Origin of the sequence: Delftia deserti (assembly GCF_042653485.1) — a bacterium.
Classification (GTDB): Bacteria; Pseudomonadota; Gammaproteobacteria; order Burkholderiales; family Burkholderiaceae_C; genus Comamonas; species Comamonas acidovorans.
In genome coordinates, this window is record NZ_JBHSIH010000001.1 from 5897119 (window position 1) to 5915279 (window position 18161).

General features: G+C 66.1%; 9 protein-coding genes, 4 tRNA genes and 1 riboswitch. Of the genes, 4 read left to right on the forward strand and 9 right to left on the reverse strand.

Annotation, left to right across the window (positions count from 1 at the left end):
- Positions 1 to 28 precede the first annotated feature (28 nt).
- Positions 29 to 1126: a chorismate synthase gene (aroC, locus tag ACFPFG_RS27910; RefSeq protein WP_380109195.1), complete on the forward strand. Its 1098-nt coding sequence runs from the start codon at positions 29 to 31 to the stop codon at positions 1124 to 1126.
- Positions 1127 to 1192: 66 nt separating this feature from the next.
- Here aroC and nrdR read toward each other — a convergent pair whose 3' ends face one another.
- From nrdR to ACFPFG_RS27925, 3 genes are all read right to left on the reverse strand, one after another.
- On the reverse strand, positions 1193 to 1648 hold the full coding sequence (gene nrdR, locus ACFPFG_RS27915; RefSeq protein WP_012206755.1) for a transcriptional regulator NrdR: 456 nt from the start codon (positions 1646 to 1648) through the stop codon (positions 1193 to 1195).
- A gap of 22 nt (positions 1649 to 1670) precedes the next feature.
- The gene (gene glyA, locus ACFPFG_RS27920) at positions 1671 to 2918 is read right to left on the reverse strand and encodes a serine hydroxymethyltransferase (protein WP_034396192.1); all 1248 of its coding nucleotides are present in this window, start codon (positions 2916 to 2918) and stop codon (positions 1671 to 1673) included.
- Between the two features lie 34 nt (positions 2919 to 2952).
- Positions 2953 to 3128: riboswitch (ZMP/ZTP riboswitch) on the reverse strand.
- 136 nt (positions 3129 to 3264) lie between these two features.
- A complete protein-coding gene (locus ACFPFG_RS27925; RefSeq protein ID WP_088164096.1) occupies positions 3265 to 4176 on the reverse strand; it encodes a lytic transglycosylase domain-containing protein in 912 nt (303 codons plus the stop codon).
- A gap of 768 nt (positions 4177 to 4944) precedes the next feature.
- Between ACFPFG_RS27925 and ACFPFG_RS27930 the strand changes: the two genes are divergently transcribed.
- Together ACFPFG_RS27930 and ACFPFG_RS27935 are read left to right on the forward strand one after the other, a co-directional pair.
- The gene (locus ACFPFG_RS27930) at positions 4945 to 8769 is read left to right on the forward strand and encodes a DUF748 domain-containing protein (protein WP_380109198.1); all 3825 of its coding nucleotides are present in this window, start codon (positions 4945 to 4947) and stop codon (positions 8767 to 8769) included.
- Between the two features lie 154 nt (positions 8770 to 8923).
- Complete coding sequence (locus ACFPFG_RS27935) at positions 8924 to 11551, forward strand: DUF349 domain-containing protein (RefSeq protein WP_380110347.1); 2628 nt, start codon at positions 8924 to 8926, stop codon at positions 11549 to 11551.
- A gap of 139 nt (positions 11552 to 11690) precedes the next feature.
- Here the strand turns inward: ACFPFG_RS27935 and ACFPFG_RS27940 are convergent.
- The 4 genes from ACFPFG_RS27940 to ACFPFG_RS27955 form a co-directional block, all read right to left on the reverse strand.
- Positions 11691 to 11775 (reverse strand) — tRNA-Leu (locus tag ACFPFG_RS27940).
- Positions 11776 to 11928: 153 nt separating this feature from the next.
- Positions 11929 to 12013 (reverse strand) — tRNA-Leu (locus ACFPFG_RS27945).
- A 155-nt stretch (positions 12014 to 12168) separates the two neighbouring features.
- Positions 12169 to 12253: transfer RNA gene (locus ACFPFG_RS27950), tRNA-Leu, on the reverse strand.
- Positions 12254 to 12411: 158 nt separating this feature from the next.
- Positions 12412 to 12496 (reverse strand) — tRNA-Leu (locus tag ACFPFG_RS27955).
- Positions 12497 to 12530: 34 nt separating this feature from the next.
- Between ACFPFG_RS27955 and rnr the strand changes: the two genes are divergently transcribed.
- Positions 12531 to 15113 carry a ribonuclease R gene (rnr, locus tag ACFPFG_RS27960; protein WP_380109200.1) on the forward strand — a complete coding sequence of 861 codons (2583 nt, stop codon included), beginning with the start codon at positions 12531 to 12533 and terminating at the stop codon, positions 15111 to 15113.
- A 6-nt stretch (positions 15114 to 15119) separates the two neighbouring features.
- Here rnr and ACFPFG_RS27965 read toward each other — a convergent pair whose 3' ends face one another.
- On the reverse strand, positions 15120 to 16697 hold the full coding sequence (locus ACFPFG_RS27965; RefSeq protein ID WP_380109202.1) for an NAD(P)H-hydrate dehydratase: 1578 nt from the start codon (positions 16695 to 16697) through the stop codon (positions 15120 to 15122).
- Between the two features lie 49 nt (positions 16698 to 16746).
- On the reverse strand, positions 16747 to 18018 hold the full coding sequence (locus ACFPFG_RS27970; protein ID WP_197955656.1) for an FAD-dependent oxidoreductase: 1272 nt from the start codon (positions 18016 to 18018) through the stop codon (positions 16747 to 16749).
- Positions 18019 to 18161: the final 143 nt, after the last annotated feature.

The window sequence follows — 18161 nt, forward strand, 5'->3', positions numbered from 1 at the left end:
CGGGCTGCCCGGGCATAATCGTTGGCCTATGAGCGGCAACACCTTCGGCACCCTATTCACTGTCACCAACTTCGGCGAATCGCATGGCCCGGCCATAGGCTGCGTCATCGATGGCTGTCCGCCCGGCATGGCGCTGAGCGAAGCGGACATCCAGCAAGACCTGGATCGCCGCCGCCCCGGCACCAGCAAGTTCGTGACGCAGCGCAACGAGCCCGATGCGGTGGAAATCCTCTCGGGCGTCTACGAAGGCCGCACCACGGGCACGCCGATCGCGCTGCTGATCCGCAATACCGACCAGCGCAGCAAGGACTACTCCAACATTGCGCAGAGCTTTCGTCCCGGCCATGCCGACTACGCCTACTTCCAGAAATACGGCATCCGTGATCCGCGCGGCGGCGGCCGTTCCTCGGCACGGCTGACGGCCCCCACGGTGGCCGCCGGTGCCGTGGCCAGGAAGTGGCTCAAGGAAAAGTTCGGCACCGAGTTCCGCGCCTGCATGACCCAGGTGGGCGAGTTGTCCCTGCCCTTCGAGGGCTGGGAGCATGTCCCCAACAACCCGTTCTTCGCGCCGGTGGCCGATGTGACCCGCTACGAGGAGTACATGGACGCGCTGCGCAAGTCGGGCGACTCCTGCGGCGCCGCGCTGCGCGTGCAGGCCACCGGCATGCCGGTGGGCCTGGGTCAGCCGCTGTATGACCGCCTGGATGCCGACATTGCCTACGCCATGATGGGCCTGAACGCGGTCAAGGCCGTGGAGATCGGTGCCGGTTTCGACAGCGTGGTCCAGCGCGGTACCACGCACGGCGACTCTCTGAGCCCCGAAGGCTTTCGCAGCAACAACGCCGGTGGCATCGTCGGCGGCATCAGCACGGGCCAGGACCTGGAAGTGCGCATAGGCATCAAGCCCACCAGTTCCATCATCACGCCGCGCGAATCCATCGACGTGCAGGGCCAGAGCACCGAGGTCATCACCAAGGGTCGCCACGACCCCTGCGTCGGCATCCGCGCAGCGCCCATCGCCGAGGCGCTGCTGGCCCTGGTGGTGATGGAGCATGCGCTGCGCCACCGCGCACAGTGCGGTGACGTGGATTCGGGCCTGGCTCCCATCCCTGCCGCCGCACCCTGAAAGCACTGCCAGGCCACCAAAGAAAAAGCCGCCCAAGGGCGGCTTTCTTGCGTCCTGCCGGCCTGATCAGCCGGGATTGCGCACCTCATCCATGACGTTCTTGAAATCGTCCACATCCTCGAAGCTGCGGTAGACGCTGGCGTAGCGGATGTAGCCGACCTTGTCGAGCAGCTTGAGCTCGCGCATCACCATCTCGCCCAGGCGGCTGGAGAGCACTTCGCGCTCGCCCAGGTTGCGCAGCCGCTCCTCGATGCGCTCGATCGCGGCATCGATCTGCTCAGTGCTCACGGGGCGCTTGCGCAGCGCGATCTTGAACGAGCCCAGCAGCTTGGCGCGCTCGTACTCGATGCGCCGCCCGTCCTTCTTGACGATTGCGGGAAAGCTGACCTCGGGCCGCTCGTAGGTGGTGAAGCGCTTGTCGCAGCCGCCGCACTGGCGGCGGCGGCGGATGAAGCCCCCATCCTCGGCCTCACGGGTCTCCACGACCTGGGTGTCCGGATGGCTGCAGAACGGGCACTTCATGGCAGGCCTCTATGCGTGCAACTCAGGCGCCGTAGACCGGGAAGCGGGCCGTCAGCTCGGCCACCTGGGCGCGCACGCGGGCCAAGTTGGCCTCGTCGGCGGGGTTCTCCAGCACGTCGGCCAGCAGGTTGGCTGTCAGGCGGGCTTCCTCTTCCTTGAAGCCGCGCGTGGTCATGGCGGGCGTGCCCACGCGGATGCCGCTGGTCACCATCGGCTTTTCGGGATCGTTGGGGATGGAGTTCTTGTTGATCGTCATGTGGGCGGCACCCAGCGCGGCTTCGGCCGCCTTGCCGGTGATGCCCTTGGCGCGCAGGTCCACCAGCATGACGTGGCTTTCCGTGCGGCCGGAGACGATGCGCAGACCGCGTGCCGTCAGCGTTTCCGCGACAACCTTGGCGTTCTTCACGACCTGTTCCTGGTAGGTCTTGAACTCGGGCGACAGCGCTTCCTTGAAGGCCACGGCCTTGCCGGCGATGACATGCATCAGCGGGCCGCCTTGCAGGCCGGGGAAGATGGCGCTGTTGATGGCCTTCTCATGCTCGGCCTTCATCAGGATCACGCCGCCGCGCGGGCCGCGCAGGCTCTTGTGCGTGGTGGTGGTGACCACGTCGGCGTGGGGCACGGGGTTGGGGTACACGCCTGCGGCGATCAGGCCGGCATAGTGGGCCATGTCCACCCAGAAGATGGCGCCGACTTCCCGGGCGATCTTGGCGAAGCGCTCGAAGTCGATGGCCAGGGCGTAGGCCGATGCGCCGGCCACGATGATGCGGGGCTTGTGCTCGCGCGCCAGCGCTTCCATCTTGTCGTAGTCGATGGCTTCTTCGGCATTCAGGCCGTAGGAGACCACGTTGAACCACTTGCCCGACATGTTCAGCGGCATGCCGTGCGTCAGGTGACCGCCTTCGGCCAGGCTCATGCCCATGATGGTGTCGCCGGGCTTGGCAAAGGCCATCAGCACGGCCTGGTTGGCCTGCGAGCCGGAGTTGGGCTGCACGTTGGCGGCCTCGGCGCCGAACAGCTTCTTGACGCGGTCGATGGCGAGCTGCTCGACCACATCGACGTTCTCGCAGCCGCCGTAGTAGCGCTTGCCCGGATAGCCTTCGGCGTACTTGTTAGTGAGCTGGGAGCCCTGGGCTTCCATGACGGCAGGCGAGCAATAGTTCTCGCTGGCGATCAGCTCGATATGTTCTTGTTGACGCAGGTTCTCGGCCTGGATGGCGGCAAAGACTTCGGCGTCGACCTTCTCGACGGTATTGGTGCGTTGAAACATGGCAGTCCTGTGAACTTGAAATTCCCTTGAGGCCAAGGGCTGCCCAGGCGAACGGCGGAACACTCCAGATCCCGCGTGCGCATGGAGGCTGGGCGGTACGCTCCCCGGTGGTTCACAGAAGGTGGTCCTTCTCGGGCCTTCTGCTGGTTTCCACGTCAGCGGCAGCGGTGCGTGAAGCGGCTGCGCCTATCGCCAGTTGCGTACCCCGATAGTGTAGCTGAGCCGGTGGCGCCGAAGACCTGGCAGGGCGTTGCAGAAGGCGTTTGCGTGGGCCACCTGCAGTTGGATCGGGCATGAAAAAAGCTGGCCTCGGCCAGCTGTGCACTCACTATGCCGGGAAGTCAGGCTACAGCGCCGGCTCCTGGGACTGAAGGGCCACCTGCTCGGAGCGGGCAGAGGTGTTGCTCGAGCTGACCGGCACGGCTGCAGGCGCAGCCGATGCTGCCGGGCCCGAGGCCTCGGCCACGGGGGTGGCCGGCTTGGTGGAGGCGATCTGTACGGCCTGCCGGGGCTGATCGACCTTGGCGGTCATCAAAGGCACGGCACGCAGGCCGGCGGCCATGCGCAGGCGCTGGTGCTCGGCCAGCACCTTGGCAGCGTAGCCACCATCGGTGGGCAGGTTGGCCGCGCCCACGTAGTAGCGCAGGCCTCCTTCGATGGAGCCGGCGCGCTCGATGCATTCCTTGAGCACGCGCACGCCCACGCGCAGATTGCTGACCGGGTCGAAGGCAGCGTTCTGGCCACCGAAGTTCTCATACTTGTCGGTATGCACCGTGGTCATCACCTGCATCAGGCCCTGCGCGCCGACAGCGCTTTGCGCAAACGGATTGAAGCTGGACTCGATGGCCATGATGGCCAGGATCAGCGTCGGGTCCAGGCGGTTGACCTTGCCCAGGTCATAGGCCTCGCTGACCAGTGCCGCGATCGGCTCGGGCGCCACGCGGTACTTCTTGCTGAGCCAGAAGGCCACGGCTGCCTGCTCCTTGGGCAGGTTCTTGGGGTTGGTCGCCGTCGCCCGATCGCTGGCAGCGAGTTCGACGGGAACACCCAGCTCGGCCATCTGGCGAGCGGTCAGCCAGGAGCGCAGCTGGCTCTCTCCGGCGTCGCGCAGGTCAGGACGGGCGAACAGGGTGATGGCCATGAAGGCCACAGCAAGGCCCAGCAGGGCGAAGCTGTTGTGGATGATGGCAAGAAAACCGTTGGCCACATCGATGGCGAACGTTCGCGCGGCGGCGAAAAATTTTCCTGACGCTGGCATAGCTTTTTCCTTTCTAGGGGCACCAACCCGAAACGGCCTTCGCCGAAGCGAAGGCCGGTGAGGCTGACACCCTGGATTGGGTGCTGCGGATCCGGGAGGCTGGCGCTTGGTGCACCATTGCGTTGTAGGCCTGCGGGATCTGCTCAGTCGTGAGGCAGCAGAAACAAAAAACGCTCTATTCGAGCGCTGGCGGATTCTAGGAGTTCACCAAATACACGGTCAACACTATGAAATCAACTTTTTAGATCAATGAATAATAACAAACCATGGATGCAAACACAGTTTTGAGGTCTTGAAGAGCGGGTGGCGTGCTACCGATGTACGCCGCTTCCGCCGTTTTCAGAGTGCGTCATGAAATTGCAATGAAATGCAAAAGCACTGGCAGGCCGACCCTGCGTCCTTCTATATTGGAGGCGACTGCTCCTGCAGTCGTCTCGCCAAGGTGGAAGACAGGTAAAAGTGGTGTTCGATAGTGCGGACACCGTGGTTCAAGTCTTCCTCCGCGGCCTTCCTGGAAGCAATCTCTTGCTTCCAAGCAGCAAGGACCATCCTCTCCTTGACTGCGGAAAACGGTCGGGACTTGTGCCCGCCGTAAAGCCCGGAAGCCGGTTCACGGCTTCCGGGCTTTGTCGTTAAAGGATGGCCGCAACGTCAAGAAATGTGCCGTGGTGCGGACCCAGCCGTTGCTGCCGCCCCAATTTCTGGTGCAATGCAGCCGTTGCCCTGTCCTGTGTCCCTGGATGGGGCTGTACTAGTTACCAGAGCCCCATGCAATCTCTCTTCAAGCACCGCTGGCTGCGCAGGCTGGCCATCGCCCTTGTGGCCTTCCTTTTGCTGTGGCTGCTGCTGTGGGCGCTGGTGCCCGTTGTGGCCAGGAGTCAACTGGAAAAGCAGGCATCGGCCAAACTGGGCCGTCAGGTCCGTGTGGGTGCAGTGGAGTTCCGGCCCTGGTCGCTGGAGCTTACCCTGCGCGACCTGAGCATTGCCAGACGCCAGGCGGAAGGCACGGCGCCGGAGTCCGTGCCGTCTTCATCTTCTTCCCCCCAGCTTCAGATCGACCGCATCTATGTCAATGCCAGTATCCAGTCGCTGTTTCGGCTGGCGCCGGTGCTGGATGCCATCGAGGTCGATGCGCCGGTGCTGCGCCTGACCCAGCAGAGCCTGGGGCATTTCGATGTGGACGATGTGCTGGCCAGGCTGGCCGAACCCGGCGACACGCCGCCCTCCAGGCCCGTGGGCTTTGCGCTGTACAACATTGCGCTGCGCGACGGCCGCGTGGAGTTGCAGGACGAGGTCCAGCAGCGCCAGCACATGCTCGAGCAGTTGCAGCTGCGCCTGCCCTTCATCAGCAACCTGGAGTCCAAGCGCGAGATCAAGGTGCTCCCGCACCTGTCCTTTGCGCTCAACGGCAGCCGGTTTGAATCCAGCGCCCAGAGCACGCCCTTCACCGAGCAGCGCCAGACCGCTGTCGATCTGAGCTGGCAGGGCGTGGACCTGACGCCCTATCTGGGCTATATACCCGCCACTGCACCGGTCAAGCCGCGCTCCGGCGTGCTGGATACCAACCTGCATATCTCCTTTGAGCAGGCCGAGCAGGCCGTGGTCCGCATCACCGGGGAGGTCAGCCTGTCCGGCGCCGAGCTGCATGACCGTGACGGCGCCCCCCTGCTGCGCTTCGAGCGCCTGGCCGCCGTGCTCAAGAACGTGCAGCCGCTGCAATCGGTTGCGGAGCTGGAGTCCGTGCAGTGGAGCGCCCCCGAGATTTTTGCGGCCCGCGATGCGCAAGGCCGCATCAATTGGATGGCGATGGGGGGGGCTTCCTCCCCGGATGCCAGGCCGGCAGCGGAAAAGCCTGCCTCCGACGCCCCCCAGCCATGGAAGGTCAGCCTGGACAAGCTGTCCGTTGCCGATGCCACGGTGCACTGGCGCGATGCTGCTCCCGACGCTGGAAAGTCCGGCGCTGCGCTGCAGGCCCGCGAGCTGTCGTTGCAGGTGCGCGATATCCGCTGGCCCCTGGAGCAACCGCTGCAGCTTGCTGCCAGCATGCAGCTGCAGCTGCAGCCGGAGTCGGCGGGGGAGGGGGCGAAACCTGCCGAGTTGCAGCTGAGCGGCGCCTTGACCGACAAGCAGGGCCAACTGGCCTTCTCCGCGCGGCAATTGCCGCTGCAACTGGCGGCACCGTACCTGTCTGCCCATCTCAAACCCGAGCTGACGGGTCTGTTGAGCGCCGACGCCGGCCTGGGCTGGAACGGTGCTGCCATGGTGGTTCAGGTGGCCGGGCTGGGCGTGGAGCAGTTGAGCCTCAAGGACAAGGCCGCGCCCGTCGATATCGCGCACCTGCAGCTGGAGCAGGTGCAGGTCAATCTGGCCAGCCAGCAGGTCTCCGTGGGCCGCCTGGCATTGCAAAAGCCGCAGCTGGCCGTGTTGCGCGATGCCCAGGGCCGGTGGATGTACGAGCAATGGCTGCCGCCCGCCTCCTCGGCGTCCGCATCGCAGGACGCCGGCAAGGACAAGTCCCGGCCCTGGGGCCTGAAGCTGCAGGCGCTGGAGGTCGATGGCGGCGCCATTGCGCTGCGTGACGAAGCGCCCGTGCGCAACGCGGATTCCGCGCGCACCGTGTCGCTGGACCTGGGTTCGCTGCGCCTTCGCATGGGCGCCATCGAGCCGCTGGCCGCCAAATCCGCGCCCACGCCGCTGGAGCTGTCCGCCCAGGTCGGCTCGGGCCGGCGTGTCCAGGCGGGCTCGCTGAGCCTGCGCGGGGACCTGGGGCTGGCGCCGCTGTCGCTTCAGGGCAAGTTGCAGGCGCGCAGCCTGCCGCTGCATGCGCTGGAGCCCTACTTTGCCGACATGCTCAATGTGGAGTTGGTGCGTGCCGACGGCAATTTCCTCGGACAACTGCGCTTTGTCAGCCAACCGGCCGGTCCCGAGCTGGCGGTGCAGGGGGATGTCGAGCTCGTGGACCTGCGCATGCGCTCCGCGCTGGCCTCTCCCGTGCAAGCGGCGGGCGAGGCCGCAGCGCAGGGCGCGCCACGCACGGCGGCAGGCGCCGTGGCTGCCGTGCTCAGCGAATCCACGGCCGACCGGGCCAAGGCCCAGTCGGCTGCCTTGGGACTCGGCCTGCGCGATGAACTGGTGGCCTGGAAGACGCTGGCCGTGCGCGGGCTGGATCTGCAGATGCAGCCTGCCCAGCCGCTGCGCCTGAGCGTGCGCGAGACGGCGCTCAGCGACTTCTTTGCGCGCGTCATCGTGCAGCGCAACGGGCGCATCAACCTGCAGGACATCGTCAAATCGGCGAAGTCCCAGCAGTCCCTGGAGCAAAACGCCACGCCGGCCGCGGATGGCACGACGGCTTCCGCCGAACCGGCGCCGCCGCAGGCTGCCTCAGGGCCTGCGCCCGTCATCAAGATCGGGCCGATTGTGCTGACGGGCGGCAGGGTCCAGTTCTCCGACTACTTCATCCAGCCCAACTACTCGGCCGACCTCAGCGAGCTGGCGGGCCGCCTGAGCGCCTTCTCGTCCGAGCAGCCTGGCAGCCAGCAGGCGCCGCAACTGGCGGATGTGGAACTGCGCGGCCGCGCCCAGGGCACGGCTTCGCTGGAGATCACCGGCCAGGTCAATCCGCTGGCCAAGCCGCTGGCCCTGGACATACGTGCCCAGATGCGCGACCTGGAACTGCCCCCTCTGTCGCCGTACTCCATCAAGTACGCGGGCCACGGGATCGAGCGCGGCAAGCTCAGCATGGACGTCAACTACAAGATCGAGCCCGATGGCCAGCTCACGGCGCGCAACAAGCTGGTGCTGCATCAACTCACGTTCGGTGAAGCCGTCGAAGGCGCGCCCGCCTCGCTGCCCGTGCGTCTGGCTGTGGCGCTGTTGGCTGACCGCAACGGAGTCATCGACCTGGACCTGCCGGTCAGCGGCTCGCTCAACGACCCGCAATTCAGGCTGGCGCCGGTCATCTTCAAGATTATTGGCAACCTGATCATGAAGGCCATCACCTCGCCGTTCTCGCTGCTGTCGGGCGCTTTTGGCGGCAGCAGCGAATCGGGCGTGGTGGCCTTTGCGCCGGGGCGTGCCCAGATCGACGGCAAGGCCCGCGAAAGCCTGGACAAGGTGGTCGCCTCCCTCAAGGATCGCCCGGCCCTCAAGCTCACCGTGATCGGCGAGGCGCGCGAGGCGCAGGACAAAGAGGCCTGGAAGCAGGCGGAGCTCGATCGCCTGCTGCTCGCCCAGAAACGCCGCCAGGTGCTGCGCGACGGCAAGTCGGCAGAGTCCGTGACCGAATTGCCTGCCTCCGAAGTACCGGCCTTGACGAAGGCGCTTTACAGTCGGGCCGACTTTGCCAAGCCGCGCAATGTCATCGGCATGGCCAAGGACCTGCCCACCGACCAGATGCGCAGCCTGCTGCTGGAGCAGATTACCGTGCCCGACGATGCCATGCGCGAGCTGGCGCTGGCCCGCGCCGTGGTCGTGCGCGACTACCTTGCCCAGCAGCAGTTGCCGCTTGAACGCCTGTTTCTGGGGGCTCCAAAACTGGACTCCGACGACCAGCAATGGAGTCCGCGCGCCCAACTCAGCCTGTCTACGCAGTAGCCCGGTTTTGGCTCCGCTTCAAATAACGGCGAGAATATGGTTTTCCCGGTCCGGCTAGCATGCCCGCATGCGGCCTGGCCGGCCGCGTCTGGCGGCCCGCGGCAGCCAGACATTCAACGATTGATTCATGTCTTCTCTTTCCCCCCGCAGCACCATGTCCGATGCACCTGAAGTGAGCCCTGCTTCTGCCAAGAATCCCGAACAACACCCCTTGGATGTGCTCACGGGCGGTGCCTTCTCCGCCGAAACCTCGGGTGATCGCGCCGCGCGCATCCGCGACTGGCTGGCAACCCAGCCTTCGGTCGAGCAATTGCAGGACGTCCTCAAGGAACTGAGCGCGCGCGACAAGGGTGCGGCCCGTGCCGTGCGTGAGCGCCTGGACGAAATCCGCCGCACCAAGGACCAGGAAAAGATCGCAGTGGAGTGGGCTGAAAAGGCCCAGGCGCTGCTGGTCGCATCGCCCTTCAATGCCGCCGACGCCATCGCCTGGCAGCGCGACGCCGCCAAGGCGGGCGCCCCGCTGTCGCGTGAACCTCTGTCGCAGCACAAGGCTCAGCTGGCCGAGCGTGTCAAGGCCATCGAGGAGCTGCAGCACCGCGTGCAGGTCCAGCGCGAAGTGGCCGTTTTGCTGGCCCAGCGCATCGAGGTCCTGTCCACCAAGCCCTGGCGCGATGCCCAGGCTGTGCTCGACAACCTGCGCGCCGACGTGGCCCGTTGGCAGGAGCAGGCCGGCGAACTGACTGGCGATGACAACTGGGCCAGCGTGGACGGACGTTTCCCGCCCCAGCTGGAAGCCGCCAGCGCACAGCTGATCCTGGTCTGGGATGCCTTCCAGTCGGCACTGGCGCTGACCGAAGCTGCCGCCGCCGATGAAGCCGCTCCGCTGCCCACCGTGCCCGTGTGGGCCGATGAGCTGCGCGTGGCGCGTGGCCTGCCTCCCGAGGCGGCGGCCGCCGAGCCGTCCAAGCCCGCTCCCGCTGCCCGCAGCGCAGCGCAGCCCAAGGCGAAGACATCGCCTGAGCAAGTGGCTGCCGCCAGCAGCGCACTGACCCAGGCGCTGGAGCAGCTCCAGGCCGAGACGGCTGCCGGCGAAAGCAAGGCGGGTTCCGCCGCCGTGCAGGCCGTGCGCGCCGCCATCAAGGCCCATGGCCGACTGGTGGACGATGCACTGGTCACCAAGGTGCATGAGGCCCTTCTGGCGGCTGGCGAGTCCGAGGGCTGGCCGCGCCAGAACGCCGACAAGCTGCGCGAGGAACTGGTTGCCAAGGCGGAAGCCCTGCTGAACCGCCCTGAAGGCCAGGCGCTGGGTGGCCGCAAGATCCAGGAATCGCTGCGCAGCCTGCGCGAGCAATGGAAGCTGGCCGACCAGGGCAGCGCAGCCAACCACGCACTGTGGAAGAAGTTTGACGAAGCCTGCAACACGGCCCACAAGGTGGTCGAGTCCTGGCACGACAAGCTGCGCACCGAAACCACCCAGTCCAAGGCACAGCGCCTGGCGCTGATCGAAGAGATCAAGGCCTGGGCAGTGCAGCAGTCCGCCAGCGAAGATCTCAAGGGCGCGGCGCGCGCACTGCGCCAGTTCGCTGAACGTTGGCGTGAAAGCGGCCATATCGGCGAGAAGCTGTTTGCCGAACTGCAACCCCAGTTCAAGCAGGCCATGGCCCTGGCCGAGGCTCCGTTGCATGCCGCGCAAAAGGCCAGCCTGCAGCGTCGCCATGCCATGATCGACGAAGCCACGGCGCTGGGCGCTGCGCCCAACCTGCGCATCGACGCCGTCAAGGCCCTGCAGCAGCGCTGGCAGGCCGAGGCGCAGGCCGTGCCGCTGGACCGCAAGCACGAGCAAAAGCTCTGGGATGCCTTCCGCAAGCCACTGGACGAAGCCTTCAACCGCAAGGGCAGCGAGCGTGGTCCCCGCGCCGCGGCCGTGGCGCTCAGCGACCATGATCGCCGCGTGCTGGAAGCGTCGCAGGCCGTGGAAGCTGCCAACACCTCGGGTGATGTGCAGCAAATCCGCGCTGCGGTGGAGGCTCTGGAGCAAGCGCTGCGTGGCCGTGCCGATGCTTCCGTGAATGCGGCCCAGCCAGCACAGGAGCCTGCCGCTGCTGCAGCTAGTTCGGAAGAATCCGAAGCCAAGCCGGTGCCGGTGCGCCCCGTGGTTGCCGTGCGCGGCGACGATCGTCCTGGCATGAAGAAGGAAGAGGGCGGTGCACGCGCTGCCCGTCCTGGCGATCGCCGCGATGGTGGCCGTGGTCGAGACGGCCGGGATGGTCGTGACAGCCGTGACAGTGGCCGCTTCAGCCGCGAGCCGCGCGAAGAGCGCGGACCGCGCCTGGCGGACCCCGCCTTCCGTGCCCAGCGTGAAGCCATGGAGCATGCCCAGGATGCCCTGCGCAAGCTCGCGGCCCAGGCCCATGGTGAAGCACTGACCCAGTTGATGGCGGCGTGGGAGTCGCGTGACGCTGCCCAGATGCCGGCTGCCCAGCAGCTTGGCGGCCGTGTGTCTGCACAAGTGCGCAGTGCCTGGTCGCAGGCCCTCGGCCAGGCACCCAAGGGAGACGCGGGCGAAGCCCTGCTGCGCCTTGAAATGGCCGCCGATGTGCCCACGCCCGCGGAACATCTGAGCGCCCGCCGTGCCCTGCAGCTGCAGCTGCTGACGCGCCGCAACGATCCTGCTCCGCAGGAAACCTGGGGCAACGATGCCGCCCGCGTGCTGGCATCGCCGCGCGATGACGCCAGCGCGCGCCGCCTGCAGAACGTGCTCAAGCAACTGCTGCGCAAGTGATGCACGGGAGGTGATCCTCTCATCCAGGAAGGGAGCCGCTGGCTCCCTTTTTTGCGCCATGGATGTGACCTTCTGGGGTCGATGCGTCTGCAGCGCCCAAGAAAAAAGGCCGTTGCATGTGCAACGGCCTTTTCATGTTTGGTGCCCAGGAGAGGACTCGAACCTCCACGGAGTTACCCGCTAGTACCTGAAACTAGTGCGTCTACCAATTCCGCCACCTGGGCATTTCAGAGTGAGCAAATTATATAGCGCGAAATCTCCGTCTGAAGCCGATTTCCCAAGTTTTTGAGAAATTTCTGCGGGATGGGGCGGGGCTTGCGACGGTGCCGGCGAGGCAAAGAAAAAGGCCGCTGCGTGTGCAACGGCCTTTTCGTGTTTGGTGCCCAGGAGAGGACTCGAACCTCCACGGAGTTACCCGCTAGTACCTGAAACTAGTGCGTCTACCAATTCCGCCACCTGGGCATTTCAGAGTGAGCAAATTATATAGCGTGAAAGCGATGTGCCGGGCAGGTTTGCGAAGATTTTCCTGAAATTTTCTTGGCGGCATGCCGTCGCCAGCATCTTGCAGCGATCGGAAAAGAAAAAGGCCGTTGCATGTGCAACGGCCTTTTCATGTTTGGTGCCCAGGAGAGGACTCGAACCTCCACGGAGTTACCCGCTAGTACCTGAAACTAGTGCGTCTACCAATTCCGCCACCTGGGCTTGCTGAAGCTGAAATTCTACTGCATTTTTTGCAGAAGCATCCCGATCTTCGATTTTTTCTTGAGACTGTCATCTGCCAAGTCATGAAGCCAGGGAACTGCCTTCTGCTGAAGATAGTTCCTTAGTTCACCACAACCTCTGCAGGTTGTCGTTAAACTTGGTGCCCAGGAGAGGACTCGAACCTCCACGGAGTTACCCGCTAGTACCTGAAACTAGTGCGTCTACCAATTCCGCCACCTGGGCATCTCAGGAAAGATTTAGATTGTATACCAAGAAAATGAACCCTCACGCCAAAAGCGCCGACGCGAACGACGAAATCGAGGGTAGTGTGCAGGGGCACCGCGACGGACATGGCTTCGTCATCCGCGATGACGGCGAAGGCGACATCTTCCTTCCCCCCAATGAAATGCGTGCCGTGTTGCACAAGGACCGCGTGAAGGTCCGCATCGTGCGCCAGGACCGCCGCGGCAGGCCCGAAGGCCGTGTGGTCGAGATCATCGAACGCCCTGCGCACAACATCATTGGTCGCTTTTTGCAGGAAAGCGGCGTGTGGCTGGTGGCGCCCGAAGACAAGCGCTACGGCCAGGACATCCTGATCCCCGCCAATGCCACGGGCTCGGCCAAGATCGGCCAGGTGGTCGTGGTGGAGCTGACCGAGGCGCCCGCGCTGTTCGGCCAGCCCGTGGGACGCATCATCGAAGTGCTCGGTGAAGTCGATGATCCCGGTATGGAGATCGAGATCGCGGTGCGCAAGTACGGCGTCCCGCATGTGTTTTCCGATGCCTGCCTGGCGCAGGCCAAGGCGCTGCCGGACAGGGTGCGACCTGCCGACTGCAAGAAACGCATCGATCTGACCGATGTGCCCCTGGTGACCATCGATGGCGAGGATGCGCGCGATTTCGATGATGCCGTCTATTGCGAGCCCGCCAAGGTCGGGCGCAGCAAGGGCTGGCGCCTGCTGGTGGCGATTGCCGATGTGAGCCACTACGTGACCACGGGCAGCGCCATCGACATCGATGCCTATGACCGCGCCACCAGCGTCTATTTCCCGCGCCGCGTGATCCCCATGCTGCCCGAGAAGCTGAGCAATGGCCTGTGCTCGCTCAACCCTGATGTGGACCGCCTGTGCATGGTCTGCGACATGCTGATCACCGCCAAGGGCGAGATCCATGCCTATCAGTTCTATCCGGCGGTGATGCACAGCCATGCGCGCTTCACCTACACCGAGGTGGCGGCCATCCTCGCCAATACGCGCGGCCCGGAGGCTGCCCGGCGCTCGGAGCGCGTGGGTGACCTGCTGAATCTCCACGGCGTCTACCAGGCGCTGCTCAAGTCGCGCGAGGCGCGCGGCGCCGTGGACTTCGAGACCACGGAGACGCAGATCGTCTGTGACGAGAACGGCCGCATCGAGAAGATCGTGCCGCGCACGCGCAACGAGGCGCACAAGCTGATCGAGGAGGCCATGCTGGCCGCCAATGTCTGCAGTGCGGATTTCATCGAGCAAAGCGGTCGCGTCGGCCTGTTCCGCGTGCACGACAAGCCCTCGCTGGAAAAGCAGGACATTCTGCGCAACTATCTCAAGGCCATGGGGGTCGGTGTGGCGCTGAGCGAGAACCCGGCCACGTCCGAGTTCCAGGCCATTGCCAACGCCACCAAGGATCGTCCCGACGCCCAGCAGATCCACACCATGCTGCTGCGCTCGATGATGCAGGCCTTCTACACGCCCGAGAATTCGGGCCACTTCGGCCTGGCCTTCGAGGCCTATACGCACTTCACCAGTCCGATCCGCCGCTATCCCGACCTGCTGGTGCACCGCGTGATCAAGGCCGAGCTCGAAGGCACGCACTATCGCCTGCCCGAGCTGCCCACGCCCGGAGAGGCCGAGGCCAAGCTGGCCAAGCGTCTGGCTTCACGCGTCAGCCCGCCCGGCCAGAAGCCGCGCAAGCGCGCGCCCGCTGCCGAGGTCCAGGCCTGGGAAGCCGCTGGCCTGCACTGCAGCGCCAATGAGCGCCGGGCCGACGAGGCCAGCCGCGATGTCGAAGCCTGGCTCAAGTGCAAGTACATGCGTGAGCATCTGGGCGAGGAGTTCGGCGGCATGGTCTCCGCGGTGACCACCTTCGGCATCTTCGTCACGCTCGACGCCATGTATGTGGAGGGGCTGGTCCACATCACCGAGCTGGGCGGCGACTATTTCCGCTTTGACGAGGCGCGTCAGGAGCTGCGCGGCGAGCGCTCGGGCATTCGCTATGGCATCGGCACGCGGCTGCGCGTGCAGGTCAGCCGTGTGGACCTGGATGGCCGGCGCATCGATTTCCGCCTGGTGCGCGATGGCGAAGAGCAGCCGGCCTCGGGCCGGCCCGGCAGGACGCCGGCGCGCACGGAAGCCCATCAGGGCGAAAAATGGGGCCGCCGCGATGCCAAGGAAAAGCGGGCGCAGCGCAACTCGGGAGGCTCCGGCGGTGCAAGGCCTGAGTCTGATGCAGCGGCGTCGGCCGGCAAGCAGGGGCGCAAGGCGTCTAAAAAGGCCATGGTCAAGGGCGTGAACCTGGCCGCGCTGGAAGCTGAATATGCGAATGCCCAGCCGCGCTCGGCTACCTCGGCGCGGCAGAGCGACATGGGCGAGGCGGTTGTGGAGCCATCATCTGCTGGCTCCGCTGCGCGACCCCGCAGAGGCCGGGCGTCCGAGGCACGCAAGTCCGAGGCACGCAAGCCTGCGGCCACGGATGCTGCTGCCCACGGCCTGCCGCAGCTGCCTCCACCGTCGCCGGTGCAGGCACTGCGCGCCTTGGGCAAGAAGGCCTTGGGCGCCGTCAAGTCCAAGGTGACGGGCAACACATCCAAGCCCCGGCGCAAGCCCTGAGGCTTTTTATCCTCCGAGCCGCTGGGCCAGTGCGCTGGCGCTGAACGGGATGTGCGCAGGCCAATGGTCTGCCGCAAATCCATGGCGCCAGGCCGCCAGGGCTGCTGCCTGCGTGGGCTGCAGGCCCTGGGCCCACAGCGCGGCAATCAGCCCGGCGAGCACGTCGCCGGTTCCTCCGGTCGACAGGCGGGCATTTCCCGTGGGATTGATCCAGCAGGGCGGTGCATCATTCTCTTCCTGGGGGCCTGCGATCACGGTGCCCGAGCCTTTGAGCAGCGCGGTGCAGTCGAAGCGCTGCGCCAGTTGCCTGGCGGCGCGCAGCCGCTGTGACTGGACCTGTGCGGTGTTCGTCTTCAGCAGGCGGGCGGCCTCCAGCGGGTGGGGCGTCAGCACCGTGTGCAGGTCGCGCCGGCGGCGCTCTTTCAGGAGCAAGGCCAGCGATTCATCTTCGGCAATGGCATTCAGTGCGTCTGCGTCCAGCACCAGCCTGGGGGCTTGATCCAGTATCCGGGGTAGCCAGGAGCGCACCGCCATGCCGCCCCCGCATCCGCAGGCCACGGTGGTGCTGCGCCAGTCCTGCGCTTCAGGGCTGCGCAGCATGATTTCGGGCCAGGGCGCGGTGGCCTGGCCTGACCCGGCCGAGGCATCGAGCAGAGCGAGCATCACGCGCCCCGCGCCGCCGTGCAGCGCGGCCAGGGCAGCCAGCCAGGCGGCGCCGGTCATGGAAAGGCCGCGCTGTCCCAGCCCCTCTCCGCCAAGAATGGCCACGTCGCCAAAGCTTCCCTTGTGGCTGGCATGCGGGCGCGGGGCGCTGGCGCCTGGTGAAAACAGTTGTGCGCAGGGCAGGGGCGTGAGGGGTGGCCTGCCTTTCGCCAGTCCCGTGTCCAGGTCATCCCACCATATCTGGCCGCAGGCATCGCGGCCACTTCCTGTGAACAGTCCGGGCTGCAGCGTCAGCAGGGCCAGTGTGTGCCGTGCGCTGGCTGGGGCGTTCAGGGGCGCGAATCCAGGCAGGTACTGCCCGGTGTCGGCATCCAGTCCGGAGGCTATGTCCGCGCAAAGGACCGGGCTGGTGCTGGACTGCAGGCCGCGCAGCACAGTGAGCAGGCGCTCATTCGTGCCGGTGTGTGGGCTTGCGGCGCCTGGCTGGCGCAGGCCGATACCAAGCAATGCGTCAATGCACAAGTCCTGTGGCCCCATGTCGGCGGGCATGTGCTCGGTCCATTGCACGCCGGCTTCGTGGGCGGCGTCCCAGGCGGCGCGTGCATCGGCGGGCATGTGGGCGCGTTCGCGCACGCAGCTGACCAGAATGCGGCAACTGCGGGCCTTTTCTGGCGCCGCATTGAGGCTTTGTTGCAGCCAGGCGGCTGCCTGCAAGCCATCGCCGCCGTTGTTGCCGGGACCGCAGGCTATCCAGATACAGCGTGCATGGGGGGCGATGGCGCGTGCCAGGCGTGCCAGGCCCGCGCCCGCGCGTTGCATGAGGCTGTGCGCGGGCAGTCTGGCTGCCGCCTGCTGTTCCAGGGTGCGAGTGGCCGCCGTATCAAACAGCGGCAAGGCGGTGGATGTGGGAATGCGCAGCATGGACCGAGCATAGCGGTCCGCCGCCGGGTGGCGGAGGAGGGGGCGCCGGTCAGCCGAAGCGGCGCGGGTCGAGCAGTGTGCTGTCCAGGAAGCTGGCGCGGTTGTCCATCAGGTCGCTCAGCAGGCTTGCGCACCCCTGCGCGATGGCAGCGCCGCAACTGCCGTGGCCCAGGTTGAGCCAGATGCCGGGCAGTCCGCTGGCACCCACCAGCGGCAGTCCATCCGCTGTGCACATGCGCGTGCCATGCCAGATCTGAACGCCCGAGGCCAGCACGGCGCTGCCGGGAAAAACCATGTTGAGGCGGTGGTACATGCGCTGCAGCGTGGCCTCATGCATGGGGCTGCGGCGGCCCAGTTCCGCGCCGGCCACGATGCGCATGCGCTGGCCCAGGCGCACCAGGGTCATCTGCTCACTCCAGTCCACGATGGCGTGGCGGGGTGCATAACCTTGTTCGCGCAAAGGGGCGCTGATGCCATAGCCGTGCAAGGCGATCATGGGTGGGCGCAGGCCCAGCGGCGTGAGCAGGTTCGCGGCCTCGGCGCCAGCGCAGACGACGATGGCGTCGTGCGAACGGGGAGTGTCTTCGCCCAGCAACTGCAGGCGTGCGGTGCGCCCGGCGCCGCCGGGCTGCAATCCCTGCACCAGGCGCTGCGTCTCGAAGCGTGCTCCCGCCGTCTGCGCCGCCTGGCGTTGCATCAGCGTGGCAAGGCGGCCGTTGGCGGCGCCTGCCTGCGGGAAGTACAGGGCGCCTGCGAGCGTGGTTTCCTCGCCCAAAGCGGGTTCGCGCAGCCGGGCCTGGGTGGCATCCAGCGCCTCGCAGCGTGTGCCGGCCTCGGCCAGTGCATCCAGTGCAGGCTTCAGTTGTTCGTGCTCGGCCTCGCTGCCCAGCAGCACCAGGCTTCCGGCGACATATTCCGGGTCAAGCTCCCACTGCCGCCACAGCGATTGCTGGAGCTGCTGGCTGCGTTGCGTGAGCGCCTCCAGCGCCTCCATGGCGGCTGTGGGCGCGTTGCCTTTGCGCAGTTGTCGTCCGGCCTGGCGCCATTGCCATAGCCAGCGCAGCTGGGCTGCGAGGTTTCCGGGGCCCAGGCGCGGCAGGGCCTGCCGGCCGGGAAGGGTGGGGGAGCGTTCGGCGGTCGAAAGGCCGGGGACGCTCCAGGGCTGGAACAGGCTGGGGCCCAGCCAGCCGGCATGTCCGAAGCTGGCTTCTTGCGCTGCGGTGCCGTGACGCTCGTAGACGGTGACCTCGTGGCCGGCCTGTGCCAGTGCGTGGGCTGTCGCAACGCCAATGCTGCCGGCGCCCACAATCGCGATGTTCATTTTGGGGTGGAATCTGCTGAAGTGCCCGGATTATCAAGCGGATGCAGCTATCACTACAGGAGTGTGTGCATCTTGTGCAACTGCCGTGGCCTTGAGGAGGCGAGCGTGCTTTGAGCGCGAAGCCTCGGCTGAGGGATGCCGTG

Excerpts from the sequence above, each read along its gene's own strand:
- aroC (WP_380109195.1), top strand. The coding sequence starts at position 29 with ATGAGCGGCAACACCTTCGGCACCCTATTCACTGTCACCAACTTCGGC.
- nrdR (WP_012206755.1), bottom strand. The coding sequence starts at position 1,648 with ATGAAGTGCCCGTTCTGCAGCCATCCGGACACCCAGGTCGTGGAGACC.
- glyA (WP_034396192.1), bottom strand. The coding sequence starts at position 2,918 with ATGTTTCAACGCACCAATACCGTCGAGAAGGTCGACGCCGAAGTCTTT.
- ACFPFG_RS27925 (WP_088164096.1), bottom strand. The coding sequence starts at position 4,176 with ATGCCAGCGTCAGGAAAATTTTTCGCCGCCGCGCGAACGTTCGCCATC.
- ACFPFG_RS27930 (WP_380109198.1), top strand. The coding sequence starts at position 4,945 with ATGCAATCTCTCTTCAAGCACCGCTGGCTGCGCAGGCTGGCCATCGCC.
- ACFPFG_RS27935 (WP_380110347.1), top strand. The coding sequence starts at position 8,924 with ATGTCCGATGCACCTGAAGTGAGCCCTGCTTCTGCCAAGAATCCCGAA.
- rnr (WP_380109200.1), top strand. The coding sequence starts at position 12,531 with ATGAACCCTCACGCCAAAAGCGCCGACGCGAACGACGAAATCGAGGGT.
- ACFPFG_RS27965 (WP_380109202.1), bottom strand. The coding sequence starts at position 16,697 with ATGCTGCGCATTCCCACATCCACCGCCTTGCCGCTGTTTGATACGGCG.
- ACFPFG_RS27970 (WP_197955656.1), bottom strand. The coding sequence starts at position 18,018 with ATGAACATCGCGATTGTGGGCGCCGGCAGCATTGGCGTTGCGACAGCC.